Genomic DNA, 21,427 nt, shown 5'->3' on the forward strand with positions numbered 1-21,427 from the left:
CCAAATAAAATAAAAAGGAGGAAAAAACACAATACAATTAAAGGAATTTTAACCAAAAAAAAGAAGTAGTGTTTAATACACTACTTCTGTAATGATTCTAATTACCTTTTACGTACAATTAAATCGCTTTCGGTCGTGATACGAGGAGCTGATTGATTTTTTGTGCAAGCGCAAAGTCTTTGCCTGTTAGCCCGTTTTCGTCGTGCGTGGTGAGACGTAATTTGACCTTGTTATAGCGGATGTCAATGTCAGGATGATGATTTGCGTCTTCAGCAAACTCACCTACACGATTGACAAACGCAAGCGCCTCACGGAAATTCGCGAACGTAATGTTTCGTTCAATATACGCGCCGCCTTCCAGGTTCCAACCAAAGATTTTGGAAAGATTCAATTCGATTTGCTCTTGCGATAATTTAGCCATCTTCATCACCCTTTCTTCTTCCCAATTTTTCGCCCACTACTACTCTATGCATAACCTATATTGTTTTTTCCCTGGGTAGGGAAACAATAAACAAAGAACCTTTACCAAGTTGGCTACGCACCTCAATTTTTCCTTGGTGGCCGCGCACCAAGCTTTTCGTAATCGCAAGCCCTAAACCAAAGCCTTCGTATTTTTTGTTGTAGGAAGAGTCTGCTTGTTTGAAAGGCTGATAAATCTGGGTAATCTGATCTTCGGAAATTCCTATACCATTATCTTCTACTTCTAGGCGGCAATATCCTTTTAACGTATAAGTGCGGATGGTAATATGTCCACCGGATGGCGTGTATTTAATGGCGTTATGAAGCAAATTAGCAATAATTTGTTTGACTTTTCCTCTGTCCGCATAAAGCCAAAGCGGAGTGTCTTTATGAACCACTTCTACTTTGTGCCCTTTTTTTACTATGCTTGTCGCAAATTCTTCAACCGTCTCATTCACAATCTCTTCCAGTTGAACACGAGATATTTTCATCTCCAACTTTCCAGATTCAATGCGTGAAAAATCGATTAAGTCGTTAATAAGGAGCAGCAAATCTTCTGATTTACGGTGAACGGTCTGAATACACTTTAAATTGGTCGCGTCCCCTTCTTCTTTGGAAAGACGCTCGGCCAAAAGCTCTGAGTATCCGATAATAACCGTAAGTGGCGTGCGTAGTTCGTGGGATACATTCGCTAAAAATTCCGTTTTTAGACGATCTAGCTCAGCTAATTGCCGGTTATTTTCCTCCAGCATTTTATTTTGCCGCGACATTTTAACGATAAAAGCGCCAAGCAAGCCAATGAGCCAAAGAATAATCAGCACGCTGACTCTCAACTCTGTACTACAAATCCGTTCCGGCGCGGCGATAAGCATATAAATCAGCCATCCTACCAAAGGAAAAATGATCAAAAAAAACAGCATGCCAAAACCTAACGAAATTTTCTTTTTCACCGCTTTTTTCTACTCCTCCTCACAAGACAAAGAAACGGATGGCGACTCTTCGTTTTTTCCCTTGGTCATATACATCTCGATCTTCTCAAGAAAACTGCGGATCCGGACAGGCTTCGTAATATAGCCTACGCATCCCGCTTCCAAAGCGGATTTAATGTCCGATTTCATCGCGAGGGCAGAAAGCGCGACAATAGGGATAGACGCAAGCTGGGGGATGGATTTAATCGCCCGCGTTACAGCTAGTCCATCCATTCCCGGCATATGAATATCCATTAAAATTAAGTCAGGATGGAATTCTTCTAGCATTTCCAACGCCTTTAAGCCATTCTCAGCTACATGCACTGTATATTCTGGCTTTAATTGCAAAATTTCCACAAACAATTCTCGATTAGAAGGATTATCCTCTACAAGCAATATATGTTGTGCCATCTTGCACTTCCCCTTTACTTTTCAAGAATCATTACCTAGCTGAAAGAATGTCTTCTGGAGAAGAAAGAATCGCATCAGCCACTCTCATAATCTGCCCACGTTCCACCAACCGGGGCGGATGCTTGATGTAAGTAAATATTTTTTTATCTGTATGCTCACGTATCGCCTCAAGCAATTCGACATATGCAGGATGAAACGATACAGCTACAACAAGCGCATTTTTTCCAGGATAGCGTTGAACAACTTCAACAGCTCTCTGTTTTGATTCTACCATAAAAGGCAAAAAAGAAAGTGAGGATTCTTGGATTCTTTTGTAAAAACAAGGAAAAAAGGGCAAAAAATCTTCTGGATACAAAATGAGCAGTGGTTCCGCTTCAGCTGTCGCTTCCCTTTTCCCGCAATCAGCTTTTTGTGCTGACCGATAAGGAAGATGGAAGGAGAAAACGCTTCCTTTCCCTGGTTCGCTTTCCACATCTATCGTTCCGCCATGCAACTCTACAAGCTGCCGCGAAAGCGTCAATCCTAGACCCGTGCCTTCATATTTGCGTTCCAAGCGGCCATCGTTTTGGTAAAACTGTTCAAAAATTTTATCGATTTTACCTTCCTCAATACCAATCCCCTGATCAATCACATGAACCGTTACGGTTTGGGAGGTTCGTTCTATTTTTACCCGCACCGTGCTATGGTCCGGGCTAAACTTAATCGCATTGCTGAGAAGATTAAGCAGTACTTGGCGAATCCTTAGTTCGTCCGCCTCGATATTCAAAGAAGGGCACGACGTTTCCACCTGAAGCAAAATCCCTCTCTTTTTTACTTTCGACTGAAGCATCGTTAACGTATTCTTAACAAGTTCAACGATATCAAACGAAGACAAATCCAATTCGTATTTTCCGGCTTCAATTTTTGATAAGTCAAGAATATCATTAATCATCGTCAAAAGGTGTTCGCCCGCTTTTATAATGTTTTGCGTAAAACTTTTTTGCGACGGTAGCAACTTTCCTTCCGTCTCCTCATGTAACAATTCGGCAAAACCAATAATGCCCGTCAAAGGTGTCCGCAGCTCATGGGACATATTTGCCAAAAACTCCGATTTCAAACGGGTGGATTCCTGAGCACGACGCGATTCTTCCTGTAGTCTAAGGTTCGTCGCTCGCAATTCCTCCACGAGATTGGCAATGCTGATGCTCATCCTGTTAAACGCTTTGCCCAACTCTCCCCACTCATCCTTAGTCTCGGCCGGTACTCTAGCCGAGAAATTTCCGTTCGTCATTTTACGCACACCGCTTAGTAATGCTAGAATGGGGTTGGTCATGCTGCGTGACATATAGAAAGAGAATAATAGCGCCAGCAACAAGGTAACGCTGGCAATTGCATACCCAATCTTTACTGACAACCAAGCATCATCCAGCATTTTTTGATTATCATGATTAATTTCCAGCACTTTCTGCTGTGACAGCTTCTCTACTTCATTCATAAGCTTAATAGCGATAGGATGAGCTTGTGAATTCAATGTTTCCATAGCATCTTTCGCATTATTCCGCTGATAAACCGGTATCACCCTATCACGCAAAATATTCTCCCAGTTTTCGCTATGAATAATAAACTGTTCCATCGCCTCTCGTTCATGAGGAAGCGCCATCTGTTTCAACTGATTTTCAATCTTCCGCGCCTGTTCGCTTGCCTCTTCGAACTTTTCGTGGAATTCTTCATTCCCGGTAGTAATATATAGCATGACATAATTAATTCTTTGCATAATCGTGCTTTTAACCTGAAGCTGTGTCGTTAAATTAGGAACAGATTGATTGATGATTTTATCGTTGTCACGCACAACGTGTAACAATTGGTTATTTAACAAGAGCATGCTGCATCCGGCGAACAACACAATGACCAGAAATACGCTAAAAAACTTCAGATGAATCGAAAGATTATTCCATTTTTGAAACAGTCCCATCGCCTACCCCACGCTTTCTACCGGCACCGCAAAGAATGGTATTGTACAGGCAAATTCCACACGCCCGTTTTATATTCATATAGCTTTTGCCTTACTTTCTTTCGAACTGCTTCCGGCACCATCGCTCCGAATGCGGCCAAATCTTGCGAACCGTCCGCAAAATCAAGCGTAAGACAATTGCCAAGTAATTGTCCCGATTTATGCTGGCGCGCTATTTTCAGATAAACGGACGTTACATTCTGCACCGTGCTGGTCAATACGGTTTCTTTGGATACAAACGACTGATCAGAAATGTATCCAATTGCAAACCGTTTGGCACGATGCGCCTCCATTATGACATCAATGTTAAACCCATCTCCCATTGGCACGAGAATATCGGCGCCCTTATCTATCATGCGCCGAGCAATCTGTATCGCTTTGGCACCGTCGCTCCAGCTTCCTACTTCTTCCATCATAACACTATTTTCTCTGTTTTGTTGTTTAACCGCAGCGATAAAAGGTTCGATTTCTTTCATGGAACTGTAAGCGGGAATCAAGCCAATTTTTTTTGTTTTTGTCATTAATCCCGCTACCATCCCTGAGAAATACCCCATCGATTCTGGAGTAAAGTTAACAGCCAAGACGTTCAGCGCAAGCGCTTTACCATTAAAAAAAACAAAGCGGGTATTCGGATAAGCAGGCGCAAGCCGATTAAAAACGGCCTCGAAACTCCGGCCGTTTCCAAATATCAGTTCATATCCCTGCTTAGCAAGACTTTCCGCCTGTGCTATCTGTTTTTCTTCTGTATTGACATATTGAACACAAAGAATTTGTGCGCGCATTTTGCGCTCGATTTCTTTTAACCCCATATAAGCCTGGTTATCCCATCCTTGGTCATATATTTTTCCTTCCACTAATAGCGCCACTTTAAACGGCTTTTCAACGGACGGATTGACCGGGTTTTCGGCTTGGGGTAACAATGAACAGCCAACGAACAGCACCAAAATCGGCAAACAAAGCAACTTTCTTAACATAAAGCCCACCCTTTTTCATGGCTATATTCCTATTGTAAGCGTCCCACCTTAACGGACTGTAGTGCAAAAATTGCAGAAAAAAAATCCAGAGTTATACGATTCTGGATTTTTAATGGGTCTGAATATTATACTGTTTAATCTTGTAATACAATGTGCGAAGAGAAATATCCAGCTTCTCAGCCGCAAGACGCCGGTTGCCCTCCACTTCGTGAAGCACTTTTTCAATATGTCTGCGCTCAACTTCTTCAAGCGTCGGCAAATGCTCCGGTACGCTCATAATAAAATCAATTGCGTTCTGTACCGTTTCGCGCAAATGTGGGAGCTTAAAGGGCTTGCATATATAATCCAAGGCGCCGAGTTTCATAGCTTGTACGGCGGTTTCAATCGTAGCGTAGGCGGTAACCATAATAACCTGACAATCTTCATCCATTTCCTTCATCTTGCTCAATACTTCTATACCGTTCATTTCCGGCAACTGAATATCCAGCAATACGAGTTCGGGGTGACGCTGAGCGTATAGCTCCAGCGCCTCTTGCCCCGAATGCGTTGTTATAATTTCCACTTGTTCCGACTGAATGGCCGTCGCCATTAAAAAACAAATATCCACATCATCATCTACAATAAGTACAAGCGGTTTTCCTTTCAATCCTTATCCCGTCCTCCCTTTCATTATATATCATAATCATCATCATCGCCCGAAATATAGAGAATCACGGGGGGTTAGGAAATATTACATAGTCTTTTTTTTGGTTAAAATATCGCGCGCGATGTGCACGCCACAGGCACCGGCTTGAGCCAAGCCGCGCGTAATACCCGCGCCATCCCCGCCTGCGTACAACCCTTTAATCTCTGTCTCGAAGTTTTCATTCAAATACGGCCGTGCGGAATAAAATTTCGCTTCCACGCCGTAGAAAAGCGTATGGTCGCTCGCAATCCCGGGCGTAACATGATCAAGCGCTTCTACCATTTCAATCAGGCTCTTCATCGTATTGTACGGCAGCACTAACCCCAAGTCGCCCGGTACCGCTTCTTTAAGCGTCGGTTCGATAAATCCTTCCTTTAAGCGCTTCTCGGTTGTACGACGGCCACGCTTAATATCTCCGTACCGCTGCACAATAACTGAGCCATTGGACAAATCGTTCGCACGACGGCAAATTTCCTTGGCATATTCATTCGGCTTGTCAAACGGCTCTGTAAATACATGGGACACAAGCAGTGCAAAGTTCGTATTCGGCGATCCAAGCTTTTCATCTTTGTAAGCGTGACCATTTGCTGCCATAACGCCGCTGTGATTTTCCACTACTACATATCCACTCGGGTTAGAACAAAAGCTGCGAATAACCTGATCTGTAGAAGATCTGTACAGAAATTTTCCTTCATACAAATGATGGTTGATTTCTTCCATGACAACATTCGTTGTTTCTACGCGTACCCCAATGTCGACCTGGTTATTTAAGAGACGCAACCCTTGGCGTTTCAACATATTGCCAAACCATTCCGAACCGTCCCGTCCCGGAACAATAACCACTTTATCAGCCAAGTATGTTTCGCCATTACGGCATTCTACACCGCGAATTTCCATTCCAACGGCCGTTTTTTCTACAATAATATCGGCTACTTCCGTCTTAAACTTCATCTGAACTTTCTTTTCCAGTTCGCGGTAGATACTTTCCAGAATTTCAAGATTCTGCTCAGTTCCTAGATGACGCACATTGGCACGAAGCAATTTCAATCCTACACCCGCTGCTTTGCGCTCAATTTCGCGCACGGCCGGCGTTGTCGGATCCGTAATGTTGCGCGTTGCGCCATGCTCTAGATTAATCTCGTCCACATAGCGGATAAGCTCAAGCACTTGAGAAGGCGGCAAATAATCTGTCATCCAGCCTCCGAACTCAGTCGTAATATTAAATTTACCGTCAGAATATGCACCGGCGCCACCAAACCCATTTGTAATGGAACAGGCCGGCAAACAGCCGCTAAATTCTTTTTTTCCAGCTGGTGGCGGACATTTTTTAATTTTTTTCTCCAGAATCGGACAGCGCCGTTTAAAAATATCATGCCCTTTATCTATTAATAAAACATCCAGATGAGGATTCTTTCTCGTTAGTTCGTACGCGGTAAAAATACCAGCAGGCCCCGCTCCTACAATTACTACATCATATTTCATGATCGAAAGCCTCCTTGAGGTATGTACATTGTTTAATTGAGACCTCCATGATTATAACTCCTGGCCTGCAAAGAATCAACAAAAAACGAATGTTTTTTTTAAAACATATATTTTCGTTCGTTATTTAGCATACGAATATTCGGAATTTACCGTTCCCGCAACAAATAAATCGACCCAACCTTCCATAAGCTCTTCTTCTGTAATCGTGGCAGAGTTCTGCTTCCCTTCCCCGTATAAAATTAAAGCGTATACACGGGCAAACAAAATACTGTATAACCCCGAAGCAACCGCGTGACTGTTAACATCCCGACGAATTTGTCCAGCGAGTTTATAATATTCGAAAAAGGAAGTTAGCGCTTCGATAATATTTTTTGTAAATAAAAACGTATAGTTCCTGCATTCTTTCATTTTTTCCGCTTCGCTCAGCAACAGTTTAATCAACGGCAATTCTTTTTTAAATACCGTAATAAATGTCCTGATAATCAAACGAATATCGCGCTCAAAGTCATCACTTATCCCCTGAACGATATACTCACTAATTTCGGTAAACAAACTGTGGCGTCGAAACATTTCATTAAACAATTTTTCTTTGCTTTCAAAGTGACGGTATACTGTTAAATCATTTACGCCAGCCAAACGGGCAATTTCGCGAATCGTTGAAGCTTGGAACCCTTTTTGTGAAAAGACTTCCACTGCGGACTGCAAGATTTTCTCTCTTGTTCTTTTTACACGTGGGGAGTATTTCTTTTCCATACTATATTCTCCTTTTTTCCTATTTGTTCCAAATAGGGTGTTGCAAAACTCCACTGATTGCACTTCATGAAAAGCCCGGTATTTTCAAGGTTCTCGCAATTACATTTAGCCTTTACTATTCAACGATGGTAAGCATTGCAACACCCTCATTCATATAGTCATTCCTAAAATAATTAGGCAAAAAACCCTACAATACCAGTATCCACCATTTTCTTCATCGAAACAAGTTACAATTTAAAAAAAGGAGAAAAACGTTTGTCCCCCCCTTTATTGTTATGTATCGAAAGACAATATAAATCCTCTTTACACTTTACATCTACAAGCATTTTTTACATATTAAGGAGAATCAATAAACGTTGCCGGTCTGTCTCTCCCTGCGTAGCACGCGCCTCGCGAGTGTTTTCTCGTTTACTTATAAAGAGAAGGTATGCATCGCTTTATAGTAATAAAGCGATGCATACCTTCTCATACAACTTATACGACAAAAAAAGCCCTAATCCTTAGAAAAGAATCAGGGCTTGTCTATTCACGATGTATGCAGACACCAAACGAAAAATGGTCGGGAAGACAGGATTTGAACCTGCGACCTCCTCGTCCCGAACGAGGCGCTCTACCAAGCTGAGCCACTTCCCGGAACATACATTTCAAACCATCAAATGCACTCACCAAGAGTAAGTAATATGGTAGCGGCGGAGGGGATCGAACCCCCGACCTCACGGGTATGAACCGTACGCTCTAGCCAGCTGAGCTACGCCGCCCCAATAGCAATAATGTGAAATGGCGGAGAAGGCGGGATTCGAACCCGCGCACGGTGTGACCCGTCTACTCCCTTAGCAGGGGAGCCCCTTACAGCCTCTTGGGTACTTCTCCATATTGCATGGCGGACAGGGTGGGATTCGAACCCACGAGACGAGTTATCCCCGCCTACACGATTTCCAATCGTGCTCCTTCGACCAACTCGGACACCTGTCCATATTCATCAACAGCGACAAGCTTTATTTTATCATCAGTTTTTTATGAATGCAATAGTTTTTTAAAGGCTTATCACACGACCGCTTTGCATCTATTCTTCGTCTGCGCTCTTAGGCTTTTCTCCCACCAGCATGATGAGCAAAAGCGAAAAAGTGGCCTTAGTCTGTTTCCATCCTTTGATGTTTTACATGCGCCGCTTTGATCAAAGCGGCGCACAAATACAGTTTCTTCGCAAAAAGCGAATACAAAAGTCAGTCAACGCTCCTGATTCAGAAATTCCAATTACCCGCAATGTTTTTCAAACGCGCCCATTAAGTCAGCTGCGATCACTTCAAGAGGACGGTTTTCGATTTGATGGCGCTCCATCATATAAACAAGCTTTCCGTCTTTCATAAGGGCAAAAGAAGGAGAGGAAGGCGGATAACCGGTGAAATATTCTCTGGCTTTCGCAGTTGCCTCTTTGTCTTGGCCGGCGAAAACCGTGTAAAGGTAATCCGGCTTTTTCTCGCTGTGCTGTACAGAATAAATGGCAGCCGGGCGCGCAAGTCCTGCGGCGCATCCACACACAGAATTCACTACCACCAGAGCAGTGCCTTTCATATCTTCGAACTTCTCCTGTACCTCTTCCGGTGTCAGTAATTCTTCAAAACCTGCGGATGTTAATTCTGTGCGCATCGGCTGAATAACCGAACGCATATATTCGTCATACGACATCATAACATAAATCCCTCCGTTGTCATTTCTTATATTCTTCATCACTCTTAATATATTGCCAGCAACGAAAAATAATTTTCTTTCATTATAGCGATTTCTTTCTCAGGAGAAAAGTTCCGCAGCGCATTCCGCTATGCCTAGGTTGCCAGGTTGAGTGATTTTTCCTATTTCCAAAAAAGTTTATTAATGTATAATTTTATAGTGAAGATCGAAAGCAAGCTCACGGACTTGGAAAAGCTTCATTTTTCCTGAAACTTTCTATACATTGTTTCCGTCTATATAGTAAAATAGGCATTATGCCCAAGTTTATGCTTTATAGAGAGAAAGAAGGGAATTGTTGTGGAGAACGACCGGAGGAGAAAACGAAGAAACAGAATTTGGCTTGCCTTATTGTCATTCGGTGTCATTATACAACTCAACTTGATTTTCAATGACAGCTCACCTGTTAAATCGGCAACCGCGTTTTTAAACTCGATGTCCAGCAAAGCGCCAGCAGCACAAGAACAGGAGAAGACAGGGCAACAACCGGACAAGGAAAAAGACACATCCTCAAATCCGTCAGCCCCTCAAGAAACAAGGATACCCAAACAACAGCATCCAGCTAAGCCAGAAAAATCCCCAGCTAACGCGGCGACTTCCCCAGCAATGCCAGCTGTCGGAAAAATGATCGCCAAAATTTCGCAAAAGCGGCCCACCGTATATTTAACATTCGATGATGGCCCAGGAAAATATACGAAAGACATTGTCAACATTTTAGACGAACATCAGCTGAAAGGCGCATTTTTCTGGATTGGTGAGAACTTGAAATCCGACGAACATATAGCGTTAGCTAAGCAAATGATAGCTAATGGTCATATTATCGGTACACATACGATGCATCACCAACCGCTGCGTAAAAAGCCAAAAGATGAGCAAGTACAAATGATTCGCGAATCGACACAGTACATTTCTCAAAAAATAGGCGCCCCGATTTTTTATTTCCGCCCGCCGTATGGCGCGGTCGATCAAAACACGATGCTGGCATCAAAAGAAACAAATCAAATTTTAACCTATTGGAATGTGGATAGTCTGGATTGGAAATACGGAAAACGACCGGATTTAATTATGAACAACATCGCAAGCGAAGTGAAGCCAGGATCTATTATTCTCATGCATGAGAAAGAACAAACGGTTAAACTACTGCCGAAAATTATTGAGTTACTGAAAAATAAAGGATATCAAATAGCTCCGCTCCCGTCACCGTCACCGGAACCGGGCAAAAAAGCGGAATGACTGTTGCAGGCAAAAACGAGGCAAACCGGAGCAACAATCCGGGCCTCGTTTTTCTTACAAAACATCGCGCTGAATAAAGACAACGTACGCAATAATAAGAGAGCCAATGCTCCACACGGCAAGATTGACAACGGAAAAAGACAGGCTCAGGCCAGGAATCGGTGGAATCGTGCCAGCAAGATAATCGGTCAGCCGCAAATTGACCATAAAAAAATATTTGGCTGACTCCCACGCCGACGCCATATTGGTAAGAAGCGTGCCCGCAATGAGCGCCGACACCATAATCCCCATGCCGACCGCCGTACTGCGCACAAGCACCGACACCATGAATGAAATACAAGCCACCGCAAGACATGCATACCAAGCCAAACCATATTCCATAATCATGTAAAGCCATTGCGGCAACACATGCACACCCGATGTCTCAATCTCTTCCCCTTTGGTTTGAAACCCTGTCAATACAGGGTATGTCCAGCCTTTATAACCGAATACCCATCCTGAAATCGCGTAAGCAACAATCCCGGTAAGCACCACAATGACTGAAACAAACAACACAATGGTAATTAGCTTGCTGGTAAGAATTTTCCACCTTTTCACCGGCCTAGTAAGCAATACTTTAATTGTTCCGCCCGTATATTCCCCCGAAACAATATCGGAAGAGACGATAACAATTAAAAGCGGAATAAACAATGCAACGGCATTGCTCATAAAGTCGCGCGTAAACGTGACCCCGTTGGGCGATGTCGGGTTAATATCATGGTCGAGATAATATTGAAGCTGCTGTACGCGAATCCGCATCCATTTTTTCCATTCTTCTGGGATTCGCGTGCTGTTTAACCGGTTGGTCGTATCGTTAATGCTCTGACGCACCTGCACTTTCCAATCCGTTGTACCAAGTTGCTTTTGATTGTTCAGCGTAGCCCTAAGCTGCGCATATGTAAAAATCGGCACTAGCACAAGCAGAATCAGCACTACAACCCAAAGTCTCTTTTTTCGTAACATTTTAATCGATTCATTCATCACAAGACTGTACATGCTACTTTTCCCCTGTCATAGTGAGGAATAAGTCTTCCAGACTCAGCTTCTTCCATTCCACGCCATAAATATCTACTCCACCGGCAACAAGCCTGGCAATCACGCGCGGAATATGCTCAGGAGCGATTTCCGTTATCATTCCTTCATCCGCTCGGTCAAGCAATCGGACATGTGAAAATGCAGTGAGTATACGGCGCGCTTTCTCTTCCGGCTCGACATACCACACCATATGGCGCATATCCTGCTTAAGTAACTCATTTACTTCCCCAACCCGAATCATTTCGCCTTCATTGATAATCGCTACCCGATCACACATCAGCTGGATTTCACTTAACAAATGACTTGAGACAAAAACGCTCAAACCTTCGTTTGCCAGCTGACGAATAAAGTCCCTAAGCTCTTTTATTCCTTGTGGATCAAGGCCATTGGTAGGCTCATCCAAAATCAACAGCTTCGGATCGCCAAGCAAAGCCTGTGCAATGCCAAGACGCTGCCGCATACCAAGTGAGTAATCTTTTACTTTGTCATGGATGCGTTCATTCAAATTGACGCGCAGTACAACATCGTCAATCTTCTCCTTGGTAACACCCGGAATCATGCGAGCGAAATGCTCTAAGTTCTCCATTCCAGTTAAGTACGGATACAGCTCCGGATTTTCAACGATGGAACCGACATTAGCCAATGCCTTTGTAGGCTGCTTTTGAATATCGTAACCACATACCTTAATCCGGCCAGCGGTTGGCCGAATAAGTCCGACCATCATCCGAATTGTCGTTGTCTTTCCGGAGCCGTTAGGTCCAAGAAAGCCAAACACTTCACCTGCATGAACACAAAATGAAATCCCCTTAATAATACGTTTACCACGAATTACTTTTTCCACGTGTTCAAGTTCCAGCGTAATTTCCCGTTCCATCGTCTTTCCTCCTATTTCAAAACTTCCGCCATCCGTTCACCTATGCGACGATATCCAGCTTGGTTCGGATGGAAATGGTCGCTTGATAAATATTTCGTACCGCCTACACGGAACAAATCATCCGTAGGAACAAAAATCGTATTCGGGTATCGATATAACACGCGGGCCGTTTCCTCGTTCCAACGCCGTACAACGTCATAGCTTTTCTTCGCGTTTGGCAAATCGCCAAACGCATTATACAGACCCATATATAGCACTTTCGCTTTCGGATTTAGTGAAGTAATTATCTCCACAATTTTTTCATACCGCACTACAGCCCCTGGAATACGGGCACTGCTTGCTTCCGGGTTCACTTCTTCAGACTGCACGTTGAACAAATCGTTGCCACCGATAGACAACGTAATAATGTCCGCCTGCCTAATGGTACGCCGTATGTCTTCTTTATTCCGCAAGTCACTAAGCAGATCGTCCGTTCGGTATCCGTTCACCCCATGATTTAGTACATACACATTTCTACCGTTCGCCTCTGACAGCTTCACACGCAAATTTCCTACATAGCCAAGCCCCGCTTGATCTCCAGTGCCGCGTGTAAGCGAATCTCCCAGCGCAACAATTTTCACATTTCTTTCATACTGCGTCTCTGCCTTCTCTTCCGCGCCCTTATCCGTACTCCACGAAACCGCGGACGGATACAGAATATCCTTGACCCCTAAATAAAATCCAACGGTTAAAAACAGAGTAGAAAAAAGCGCAAAAACGACAAAAACCCGCCACAATGTTTTTGATGACATCCCCTGTACCTCCCTCGTCCGCTCCGTTCAAATTCTTTTTCATTATATACATAATAGAAAAAAATTAAAAAAGGCTGTTGACTTAATACCTTGTCAACAACCTGAAAGCATCATAGAAGATGTTCTTATTTGCTTCATCTTACATTATACAAATACTGGTTTATCCCACAATGTTAAAGGTGTTCCTACTCCTTTTTGTTTCGCATTTTCATAAATTCGCTTCGCCACAACTAAATCGTCAATCGCCATGCCGACGGAGTTAAAATAAATAAACTCTTGTGCATTTTCCCTGCCTTTCTTATGCCCTACAACAATTTCACCTAGCTCAGCATAAATGTTTTCGGTATGGAATTGTTTCTCTGCATGCATCAGCGCCAGCGTTTGTACCCCTCTATGTTTAATTTCTTCCCAATCATCTACAACGATTTTATCCGCTTTCTCAATGACAGAAAACTCCGCCTCATATCCTCCAACATGAGAGTAAAAGCAGCCTTCGCTGATCCATTCCGCCTTAATAACAGGCTCTTTTGCCGTCGTTGCCGTAACGACAACATCAGCGCCAACAACCGCTCTTTCTCCGCTGGAAACAGGGATAACCTCCACATTTAGCGTTTCGCTCACTTCTGCCGCAAACGATTCCGCACGCTCAAGTGACAAATCATATACCTTCACCTTGGACAATTGGGGTAACGCAGCTTTAAGCGCCATTAATTGTGTTCTATTTTGGGTGCCGGCCCCAATCATTCCCGCCACCTTCGAATCGCGCCGGGCAAGATATTTGGCGGCCGTTCCGGTTACGCCTCCCGTACGCATCGCGCTAATGACCGTACCATCCATAACGGCAAGAGGAAGCATCGTTTCCGGGTCATTTAATACAATCAAAGCCGATGCTCGCGGCAAACGGTATTCATGAGGGTTCTTCGGCGCGCTTCCAATCCACTTGATCCCGGCAATATCCACACCTCCTCCAACATAGCCAGGCATCGCATTAATCCTTCCCCGCGTTCCTTCACTTTCTGCATCTCCCCAGCGCAACACCACTTTAGAAGGTAAGATATAATCGTTTGCATGATGAAGTGTAAACACATACTCCAAATCTTTAATTACATCATCCATAACCAAAGCTCCGCACGCAACCACATCACTCTGAGACAAATAAAGAAACTCATATTTCGACATAAAGATTCCTGCTACTTAAAATACAAGAAATTTTCAGTTTATTTATCTTGCTATAAGCAACAGGTTGTTCACCTCTCCCTAGTATTTTATAATTTTAGTATATATTACCTTTGCTTCGATTTATTACAGACCACACTCTCTCAGCAACGAACCTTCATTCACGTCGTCCTTGTCCAAAAACCAAGCCTTCTGGCAAGAATGTATAACACGAACAATAGTATCAAAAAAACGACACCAACGTTTAGCGACCCGTAATTATGGGCCATCACAGGCAGAATTGAGGTAAGCAAACCACCCCCAATAATCGGGCTGATAAATGGCGCTCTTAGGGCATAACCTGTGCCCGCTTCGGTTTTCATCTCAGGATCAACCGTGCGCAACAACATCAAAGCAACCGCTGTCACACCAGTAAGCGATCCATAATTAACAATCGCGTGTTCAAACCAATCTTTACCGAACAATCGTGGTCCGGCCCAAAAGAAATACCAGACCATGACGAGTGTCATCACTACCATGAGAATGGACAGAGGAAACGCATATTCAATAACAACAGGGATCTTAATCGAAGCAATCGCCGCCATAATCAGAAACTCCAGAGCCAGCCCTTGAATTCGATGCAAACATCCGGTGTCTATTGCTTCCGCAAATTTCGTTTTAGAAATGACCAATTGCACCACTAAACCACCGACCATCGCCATCGGAAATAATGGCAGCCCCGGAACGAGCCCGCCGAGCAACTTCTGTAAAACCCAGCCGATCAAAATCGCGATTGAAATTAGCGACCCGTGGAAGGCTAACGATTCCACCACGTCTTTATTCATTGTCACCGCCGAGCCGGACGGTTGCTTTGCCCGCGGTAAAATATCTTCGCTTTGGTTTACGTTAAGCTCTTGAACATTTTTAATCACTGACGTGTACCCTTTACGGACACCATAATTAATGATCACCATACCGACGATAATCCCGACCAATAGCCCTACGGTTGCCGATGTTAAACCTAATGGTCCTCCATCAGACCAGTCCAGGCGATTATATACGTCAACCATACCTCCAGCCGTTCCATGTCCACCCGACCAGCCGATTTCTACAATAGACCCAAACATTTCATTAACATTCCATACCGGAATCAGTACAAGACCGGTTATAATAAAGGGTAAGGCTATCTGTATGCATTCACCCATATAACCGAATAAAAGATGTGGAACGATAAGTCTCCCCATTTTCTTTGGATTTGGAATGGATACGCCCATTAACATCGGAGCAAAAACGACTGTAATTAGTGCGCCGGGCAAAGCACCCCAGCTTTCCGTCATTTCGGCGGGTAAAACACCCAGACCATACTGCCCTAACAACAACCCTAATGTTCCCGCAATAAGAGAAGCCGAAATAAAAAACTTCTTAAAAAACTTCACTTTCACTCTTAACACTACGCCGATAAACAGCAATATTCCCAAGACGGCGCAGTAGAACAGTATGGTTTCCATACTACTCGATTGGATTTTTTCCGTGGGAAACATATAGCACCTCCTTATTTATGCTGTTTTTTTATAATGTGTCGTTTCGTTACTTTTATGTTTAAAAAAATAGGTCCAATCAACGCCCAAAACCGCTCCGATTCTTTTGGCTACAACAACGCTGGGGTTCCTCGTGCCATTCTCGATCATCGTGTAGTAAGCGCGTTGAATATTAGCTGCTTTCGCTACTTCTTCCTGCGTCATCTTTTTGCTGATCCGTTTTTCCCGGAGCCATATTCTCACCCGTTCCCCTCCTTTCTAAGTAACAATTCGACACATCATGACATTTATTATATGTGTCGAAACGCTACAAGTCAAGGGGGTTCGGTCGTGTAATGGAGCGATTTGTTACTGATATTTATTCGTAACATATTGTTACAGTAAAATAGGAATAAGTAAATAAAGATAAGGGAGAATCATGATGTTAGCGGAACGTTTACTTCATATGCGAAAAAGAAAAAAGAAGACCCAAGAGGAAATGGCTAAATTTCTGGGAATTACCAGACCTGCGTACACGGCATACGAAACGGGCAGAAGGCAGCCTGATTACGAAACGCTTAGCAAATTGGCCGATTACTTTGATACGACGACAGACTATTTACTCGGGCGTACCAATAATCCTTTATCATATAAAGCCGAACATTTTTCCGCTATCATCAATGACCCTGAAATTAATACATTTTTTAAGGACTATTTGAGCGCACCGAAAGAAAAACGCGAAGAATTACAACGTTTTTGGAAATTCATGAAGCAAGAAGAGGAAGAGGATAAGTAAGGGGATAAGAAAAAAAGAGAGGCTTCCCCTCTCTCAGAATGCGGAACTTCTTCAGCTCCTGTTTATGCAAGAATTTTATTTACTTTCTTCATCACTTCCGCCTTTAGTTGTTCCAGCCATTGACGGCTTTCTTGCATAGAGTTTCTTTTTACGCCAAAATAAAACTTGATTTTCGGTTCGGTTCCGGACGGGCGGAGGCAAAACCATGACCCGTCTTCTAATATATATTTCAAAACGTCAGATGAAGGAAGCGTCAGCCGCTCGCTCTGCTTTTCACGGGCAAATGTCCGCAAACCCGCCCTATAATCTTCAATGACAGTAACCTGTTGCCCTGCCAGCTCTACAGGAGGCTGTTGCCTGAACGCTTGCAGAATCGCCCTGATTTTTGCAAGTCCTTCCTTTCCTTTCAGCGTAATAGATGCTAGGTCTTCGAGATAATACCCATACGTTGCAAACAGCTCAAGCAAACCTTCATACATGGTCATCCCGCGCGATTTATAGTATGCGGCCACTTCCGCCGCTAGAAGGCACGCTTGTATCGCATCTTTGTCACGGACGAAGTCGCCTACTAAATATCCGTAACTTTCTTCATAGCCAAACACAAATGTATGGTCGCCCGATTCTTCAAACTCTTTGATTTTTTCTCCGATAAATTTGAACCCTGTCAGCGTATCAACGGTCTGAAGGCCAAACGAATCGGCAATGGCGCGCCCGATTTCCGACGTTACGATCGTTTTCAGTACGACTCCATTTTTCGGCAGAGAGCCGCTGTCACACTTTTGTTTGAGCAGATAATGCAAGAGAAGCGCTCCCGTCTGGTTGCCAGTGAGCACGACATATTCCCCTTGGGTATTTTTCACCGCAACGCCAACACGATCCGCGTCCGGATCTGTTCCGAGCAAAATATCGGCGTCTATCTGTTTTCCGTAGCGAATGGCGATTTCAAACGCGGCATGTTCCTCCGGATTCGGGGAAGCCACTGTGGAAAACTCCGAATCCGGCGCTTCCTGTTCTTTGACGACGGTGACATTCGTAAAGCCAAGTTCTCGAAGACCGCGGCGCACGAGCTTATTGGAAGTGCCATGCAACGGAGTAAATACAATGCTAAGCCTGTCTTTCATCCGTTTAATAAGTTCAGGATTTACGCTGAGCGCGCAAACGTTCCGTATGTATGCGTCATCAATTTCCGCGCCTATGATACGCAACAAGCCCGCCGCTCTCGCCGCCTGCTCATCAGCTGTCTCAACTGCCAGTTCGTCTTCAACTTCATTTACTTTGGCAATCACAGCATCCGCTGTCACAGGCGGCAACTGTCCACCGTCCGGGCCGTACACTTTATACCCATTATATTCCGGAGGATTGTGACTGGCTGTAATGACAATTCCGGCATACGCTCCAAGATGGCGCACCGCGAATGACAATACCGGCGTAGGACAGATATCATCGAACACGTATGTTTGAATGCCGTGCCTGGTCAATGTCAGCGCCGCTTCGAACGCGAATTCCCGCGATTTGCGGCGCACATCATACGCGATCACCACACCGCGCCGCTTCGCTTCTTCTCCCTTCTCTTCCATATAGCGCGCAAGCCCTTCTGACGCCTTGCGTACGGTATAAATATTCATTCGATTCGTACCCGGTCCGATTTCACCGCGCAAGCCCCCTGTTCCGAATTCAAGAGTGCGATAAAAGCAGTCCTCTAATTGCTTCCGGTCGTTTTGCATTTTGTTCAGCTCTTGTTTTATTTCTTCATCCAGCGCAGGATATGTTCTCCACTTGGTAACCTTTTGCTCCCAATTCATTTTTTCCTCTCCTCATTCGGTAAATTGCGGGTTGCTCCCGTTTCTCCCATTATACTCCACTTATTTCCTTTCATTGCGTAAGATAAGCTTATTCCATCCATGCCGCTATCTTTCTCGCTTCGTCATACGTTAACCTTTCTTTTTTTCTATTCTAGTAAAACGATACACATTTATGCGCAAACAGCTTCTATCATCACAAACCATACCGCCGCCCCGAAACGGAGCGGCGGTATAGTATTTACTATGTTACGGACGGCTTTCCCAGCAGGCGAAACATATTGCGCTTGTACGCTTCCACACCGGGTTGATCAAACGGATTAACCCCAAGCAAATGTCCGCTTATGCCGCACGCTTTTTCAAAGAAATATACCAATTGTCCGAAATAATAAGGTGTTGCTTCTGGAACAGCTACCTTCAGATTCGGAACCCCGCCTTCCGTGTGAGCTAACATCGCGCCTGCGCATGCTTTCGCGTTAATCTCGTCCAATGTGACACCAGCCAAATAATTCAATCCGTCCAGATCATTTTCCATCTCCGGAACGGCCACCCGCTCGCGCGTGCCTTCGATCCAAAGCGTCGTAGCGAATAAATCGCGCCGACCATCTTGCACATACTGGCCGAGAGAATGAAGGTCAGTGGAAAAATTCAAGCTGGCCGGAAACAGTCCTTTGCCGCCCTTTCCTTCACTTTCCCCGAACAACTGCTTCCACCACTCAGCCATATAAAGAAGAGACGGCTCGTACCCGACAAAAAGTTCAATCGTTTTCCCCTTATTATAAAGCAAGTTACGGAGCGCGGCGTACAGATAAGACGGGTTGGCGTAAATATCAGACTTGCTGCACAAAGATACTGCATCTGCGGCACCTTCCATTATCTGGTCAGTATCAAGTCCTGCCACCGCCATCGGCAAAAGACCCACCGGCGTCAGCACGGAATAACGTCCACCGATACTGTCGGGCACAACAAACGTTTCATACCCTTCCTCATCAGCCAATTGTTTCAGCGCTCCTCTTGCCTTGTCCGTCGTTGCAATGATCCGGTTTCGCGCCTCCTTCTTTCCGTATCGCTTCTCCAAAAAAGCGCGAAACAAGCGAAATGCGAGCGCCGGCTCCAACGTAGTGCCCGATTTTGAAATAACATTTACATATACTTCTTTATCCTGCAAAAGTCGCAACAATTGTGCTGTATATGAAGCGCTTAACTGATGGCCCGCAAAATAAATCTCCGGGCCGCCGCGCTGCGCTCTAGGCAGCTGATTATAGAACGCGGGCTTCAGCATTTCCAGCGCAGCGCGTGCCCCAAGATAAGAGCCGCCGACCCCGATTACCACAAAAGCATCCGCTTTTTCACGAATCTTCGCGCTTACCTGCTTCAATCTCCCGTATTCACCGCGGTCATACACGTGTGGCCACTCTACCCATCCTGTATACTCGCCACCGGGACCAGCGCCCGTATGTAACATCTCATGCGCCTTCCGTACCTGCGGAGCCATCTGTTCCAATTCGCGCTCCGTGAAAAACTGCTCCGCTTGTATATAATCGAATGTAACTCGCTTTTTCATTCAAGCTCTCCTTCCTTAAACAAAACACCATTATTTTACACGGAGAGCATCTCCTAGAGCAATAAAAATAGATTAAATGGAAAGTGATTTCCCGAGTTCGTACATATCTAGGTCAATGCTATGCTTCCCGCTAAATACGTCGGCAAAATCGACCACGGCAATCCGGTTGCGTTGAATTCCGACCATTTTTCCGGTCTGGCCCTCGCGCAGCAAATCAACAGCTTTGGCTCCCAGACGACTGCCGAGCATACGGTCGAAAGCGGTCGGTGAACCGCCGCGCTGCACATGACCAAGCACCGTAACCCTCGTTTCCAGCCCCGCTTCCTCCTTAATCATTTGAGCGATTTCCGCAGCCGGGCACACGCCTTCCGCTACAATAATAATACTATGCTTTTTCCCCCGCTTATTTCCTTCCAGCAAGCGATAAGTCACTTCTTTCATATCAAAATCAACTTCTGGTATTAAAATCGATTCCGCACCGCCGCTTAAGCCTGCCCAAAGCGCGATATCGCCGCAGTGCCGGCCCATAACTTCGACGACAAAAATACGCTCATGCGAAGTGGCTGTATCACGAATTTTATCAATCGCTTCAATGACAGTGTTCACAGCAGTATCGAAGCCGAGCGTTACCTCTGTCCCGGGAATATCATTGTCGATTGTCCCAGGAATCCCAATCGTTGGAAACCCTTTATCAGCCAAATTTTGTGCGCCACGAAATGAACCGTCGCCACCGATGACAACCAGCCCTTCGATTTCCTTCGCTTTAAGCTGCGCAATCGCTTCCTGCTGTCCCTCCTCCGTTTTAAATTTTTCGCTACGGCTGCTGTGAAGAATCGTACCGCCGCGCTGGATGATATCGCCGACGCTACCTACGTTCATCGGCTCGATCTGTCCCTCCATCAGTCCGGCGTAGCCATGATAAATACCGTACACTTCCATCCCGTATGAAATGCCGCGCCGCACAACGGCGCGGATGGCCGCGTTCATGCCGGGTGCATCTCCACCACTAGTTAAAACCGCTATTTTTTGCATCATCATCATCCTTTCTTTTTCCTACGCCAGATAAAGCTGAAAAATTTATCTTCGCCGGTTTTTCTAGGCCAACCACCTTAACATCATTGGTCAAAAGAGTTCCATAAAAAACAACATTGTTCATACACCACATATGACATACTAT

Annotated in this window: 21 protein-coding genes and 4 tRNA genes; 2 read left to right on the forward strand and 23 right to left on the reverse strand. The window is 44.7% G+C overall.

Annotation, left to right across the window (positions count from 1 at the left end):
* Positions 1-118 precede the first annotated feature (118 nt).
* From ACH33_RS13195 to ACH33_RS13255, 13 genes are all read right to left on the reverse strand, one after another.
* Positions 119-421 (reverse strand): 4a-hydroxytetrahydrobiopterin dehydratase, encoded by a 303-nt coding sequence (locus ACH33_RS13195; protein ID WP_057900382.1) that lies wholly within the window; start codon positions 419-421, stop codon positions 119-121.
* 55 nt (positions 422-476) lie between these two features.
* Positions 477-1,409 (reverse strand): sensor histidine kinase, encoded by a 933-nt coding sequence (locus tag ACH33_RS13200; RefSeq protein WP_057899451.1) that lies wholly within the window; start codon positions 1,407-1,409, stop codon positions 477-479.
* A 9-nt stretch (positions 1,410-1,418) separates the two neighbouring features.
* Positions 1,419-1,838 carry a response regulator gene (locus tag ACH33_RS13205; RefSeq protein WP_057899452.1) on the reverse strand — a complete coding sequence of 140 codons (420 nt, stop codon included), beginning with the start codon at positions 1,836-1,838 and terminating at the stop codon, positions 1,419-1,421.
* Positions 1,839-1,869: 31 nt separating this feature from the next.
* Positions 1,870-3,789 carry a HAMP domain-containing sensor histidine kinase gene (locus ACH33_RS13210; protein WP_057899453.1) on the reverse strand — a complete coding sequence of 640 codons (1,920 nt, stop codon included), beginning with the start codon at positions 3,787-3,789 and terminating at the stop codon, positions 1,870-1,872.
* A gap of 17 nt (positions 3,790-3,806) precedes the next feature.
* Positions 3,807-4,802, reverse strand: coding sequence for a BMP family ABC transporter substrate-binding protein (locus ACH33_RS13215; protein ID WP_057899454.1), 996 nt, complete (start codon positions 4,800-4,802; stop codon positions 3,807-3,809).
* 109 nt (positions 4,803-4,911) lie between these two features.
* Positions 4,912-5,448, reverse strand: a complete 537-nt coding sequence (locus ACH33_RS13220; RefSeq protein ID WP_057899455.1) for a response regulator — start codon at positions 5,446-5,448, stop codon at positions 4,912-4,914.
* Positions 5,449-5,532: 84 nt separating this feature from the next.
* The gene (locus ACH33_RS13225; RefSeq protein ID WP_057899456.1) at positions 5,533-6,969 is read right to left on the reverse strand and encodes an NAD(P)/FAD-dependent oxidoreductase; all 1,437 of its coding nucleotides are present in this window, start codon (positions 6,967-6,969) and stop codon (positions 5,533-5,535) included.
* Positions 6,970-7,089: 120 nt separating this feature from the next.
* Positions 7,090-7,722, reverse strand: a complete 633-nt coding sequence (locus tag ACH33_RS13230; protein ID WP_057899457.1) for a TetR/AcrR family transcriptional regulator — start codon at positions 7,720-7,722, stop codon at positions 7,090-7,092.
* 556 nt (positions 7,723-8,278) lie between these two features.
* Positions 8,279-8,355: transfer RNA gene (locus tag ACH33_RS13235), tRNA-Pro, on the reverse strand.
* Between the two features lie 48 nt (positions 8,356-8,403).
* Positions 8,404-8,480: transfer RNA gene (locus ACH33_RS13240), tRNA-Met, on the reverse strand.
* Between the two features lie 20 nt (positions 8,481-8,500).
* Positions 8,501-8,592 (reverse strand) — tRNA-Ser (locus tag ACH33_RS13245).
* 8 nt (positions 8,593-8,600) lie between these two features.
* Positions 8,601-8,694: transfer RNA gene (locus tag ACH33_RS13250), tRNA-Ser, on the reverse strand.
* A 282-nt stretch (positions 8,695-8,976) separates the two neighbouring features.
* Positions 8,977-9,411: a BrxA/BrxB family bacilliredoxin gene (locus tag ACH33_RS13255; RefSeq protein WP_057899458.1), complete on the reverse strand. Its 435-nt coding sequence runs from the start codon at positions 9,409-9,411 to the stop codon at positions 8,977-8,979.
* Positions 9,412-9,747: 336 nt separating this feature from the next.
* Here ACH33_RS13255 and ACH33_RS13260 point away from each other — a divergent pair, with 336 nt between their 5' ends.
* Positions 9,748-10,680 carry a polysaccharide deacetylase family protein gene (locus ACH33_RS13260; RefSeq protein WP_139184905.1) on the forward strand — a complete coding sequence of 311 codons (933 nt, stop codon included), beginning with the start codon at positions 9,748-9,750 and terminating at the stop codon, positions 10,678-10,680.
* A 54-nt stretch (positions 10,681-10,734) separates the two neighbouring features.
* Here ACH33_RS13260 and ACH33_RS13265 read toward each other — a convergent pair whose 3' ends face one another.
* From ACH33_RS13265 to ACH33_RS13290, 6 genes are all read right to left on the reverse strand, one after another.
* Positions 10,735-11,715: an ABC transporter permease gene (locus ACH33_RS13265; RefSeq protein ID WP_057899460.1), complete on the reverse strand. Its 981-nt coding sequence runs from the start codon at positions 11,713-11,715 to the stop codon at positions 10,735-10,737.
* Between the two features lies 1 nt (position 11,716).
* Positions 11,717-12,628 (reverse strand): ABC transporter ATP-binding protein, encoded by a 912-nt coding sequence (locus ACH33_RS13270; RefSeq protein WP_057899461.1) that lies wholly within the window; start codon positions 12,626-12,628, stop codon positions 11,717-11,719.
* 11 nt (positions 12,629-12,639) lie between these two features.
* Positions 12,640-13,419, reverse strand: coding sequence for a GDSL-type esterase/lipase family protein (locus tag ACH33_RS13275; RefSeq protein WP_057899462.1), 780 nt, complete (start codon positions 13,417-13,419; stop codon positions 12,640-12,642).
* Positions 13,420-13,563: 144 nt separating this feature from the next.
* Positions 13,564-14,598 (reverse strand): ornithine cyclodeaminase, encoded by a 1,035-nt coding sequence (locus ACH33_RS13280; protein ID WP_057899463.1) that lies wholly within the window; start codon positions 14,596-14,598, stop codon positions 13,564-13,566.
* 158 nt (positions 14,599-14,756) lie between these two features.
* Positions 14,757-16,115: a sodium/glutamate symporter gene (locus ACH33_RS13285; RefSeq protein WP_057899464.1), complete on the reverse strand. Its 1,359-nt coding sequence runs from the start codon at positions 16,113-16,115 to the stop codon at positions 14,757-14,759.
* Positions 16,116-16,130: 15 nt separating this feature from the next.
* Positions 16,131-16,355, reverse strand: a complete 225-nt coding sequence (locus ACH33_RS13290) for a helix-turn-helix domain-containing protein (protein WP_057899465.1) — start codon at positions 16,353-16,355, stop codon at positions 16,131-16,133.
* A gap of 178 nt (positions 16,356-16,533) precedes the next feature.
* Here ACH33_RS13290 and ACH33_RS13295 point away from each other — a divergent pair, with 178 nt between their 5' ends.
* A complete protein-coding gene (locus ACH33_RS13295; RefSeq protein WP_082706061.1) occupies positions 16,534-16,887 on the forward strand; it encodes a helix-turn-helix domain-containing protein in 354 nt (117 codons plus the stop codon).
* A gap of 62 nt (positions 16,888-16,949) precedes the next feature.
* Here ACH33_RS13295 and ACH33_RS13300 read toward each other — a convergent pair whose 3' ends face one another.
* From ACH33_RS13300 to ACH33_RS19430, 4 genes are all read right to left on the reverse strand, one after another.
* Entirely contained in the window at positions 16,950-18,689 is a 1,740-nt protein-coding gene (locus ACH33_RS13300; RefSeq protein ID WP_057899467.1) for a phospho-sugar mutase, read from the reverse strand.
* A 241-nt stretch (positions 18,690-18,930) separates the two neighbouring features.
* On the reverse strand, positions 18,931-20,250 hold the full coding sequence (locus ACH33_RS13305; protein WP_057899468.1) for a glucose-6-phosphate isomerase: 1,320 nt from the start codon (positions 20,248-20,250) through the stop codon (positions 18,931-18,933).
* Between the two features lie 72 nt (positions 20,251-20,322).
* Positions 20,323-21,282: a 6-phosphofructokinase gene (gene pfkA / locus ACH33_RS13310; RefSeq protein ID WP_057900383.1), complete on the reverse strand. Its 960-nt coding sequence runs from the start codon at positions 21,280-21,282 to the stop codon at positions 20,323-20,325.
* Complete coding sequence (locus ACH33_RS19430; protein ID WP_156424078.1) at positions 21,257-21,406, reverse strand: hypothetical protein; 150 nt, start codon at positions 21,404-21,406, stop codon at positions 21,257-21,259. Before ACH33_RS19430 ends, pfkA begins: the two co-directional genes overlap by 26 nt.
* Positions 21,407-21,427 lie beyond the last annotated feature (21 nt).

Origin of the sequence: Aneurinibacillus sp. XH2, assembly GCF_001439585.2 — a bacterium.
GTDB classification, from domain to species: Bacteria; Bacillota; Bacilli; order Aneurinibacillales; family Aneurinibacillaceae; genus Aneurinibacillus; species Aneurinibacillus thermoaerophilus.

Excerpts from the sequence above, each read along its gene's own strand:
- ACH33_RS13300 (WP_057899467.1), bottom strand. The coding sequence starts at position 18,689 with ATGAATTGGGAGCAAAAGGTTACCAAGTGGAGAACATATCCTGCGCTG.
- ACH33_RS13285 (WP_057899464.1), bottom strand. The coding sequence starts at position 16,115 with ATGTTTCCCACGGAAAAAATCCAATCGAGTAGTATGGAAACCATACTG.
- ACH33_RS13205 (WP_057899452.1), bottom strand. The coding sequence starts at position 1,838 with ATGGCACAACATATATTGCTTGTAGAGGATAATCCTTCTAATCGAGAA.
- ACH33_RS13275 (WP_057899462.1), bottom strand. The coding sequence starts at position 13,419 with ATGTCATCAAAAACATTGTGGCGGGTTTTTGTCGTTTTTGCGCTTTTT.
- ACH33_RS13225 (WP_057899456.1), bottom strand. The coding sequence starts at position 6,969 with ATGAAATATGATGTAGTAATTGTAGGAGCGGGGCCTGCTGGTATTTTT.
- ACH33_RS13305 (WP_057899468.1), bottom strand. The coding sequence starts at position 20,250 with ATGAAAAAGCGAGTTACATTCGATTATATACAAGCGGAGCAGTTTTTC.
- pfkA (WP_057900383.1), bottom strand. The coding sequence starts at position 21,282 with ATGCAAAAAATAGCGGTTTTAACTAGTGGTGGAGATGCACCCGGCATG.
- ACH33_RS13270 (WP_057899461.1), bottom strand. The coding sequence starts at position 12,628 with ATGGAACGGGAAATTACGCTGGAACTTGAACACGTGGAAAAAGTAATT.
- ACH33_RS13280 (WP_057899463.1), bottom strand. The coding sequence starts at position 14,598 with ATGTCGAAATATGAGTTTCTTTATTTGTCTCAGAGTGATGTGGTTGCG.
- ACH33_RS13255 (WP_057899458.1), bottom strand. The coding sequence starts at position 9,411 with ATGATGTCGTATGACGAATATATGCGTTCGGTTATTCAGCCGATGCGC.
- ACH33_RS19430 (WP_156424078.1), bottom strand. The coding sequence starts at position 21,406 with ATGAACAATGTTGTTTTTTATGGAACTCTTTTGACCAATGATGTTAAG.
- ACH33_RS13195 (WP_057900382.1), bottom strand. The coding sequence starts at position 421 with ATGGCTAAATTATCGCAAGAGCAAATCGAATTGAATCTTTCCAAAATC.
- ACH33_RS13265 (WP_057899460.1), bottom strand. The coding sequence starts at position 11,715 with ATGTACAGTCTTGTGATGAATGAATCGATTAAAATGTTACGAAAAAAG.
- ACH33_RS13215 (WP_057899454.1), bottom strand. The coding sequence starts at position 4,802 with ATGTTAAGAAAGTTGCTTTGTTTGCCGATTTTGGTGCTGTTCGTTGGC.
- ACH33_RS13210 (WP_057899453.1), bottom strand. The coding sequence starts at position 3,789 with ATGGGACTGTTTCAAAAATGGAATAATCTTTCGATTCATCTGAAGTTT.
- ACH33_RS13295 (WP_082706061.1), top strand. The coding sequence starts at position 16,534 with ATGTTAGCGGAACGTTTACTTCATATGCGAAAAAGAAAAAAGAAGACC.
- ACH33_RS13230 (WP_057899457.1), bottom strand. The coding sequence starts at position 7,722 with ATGGAAAAGAAATACTCCCCACGTGTAAAAAGAACAAGAGAGAAAATC.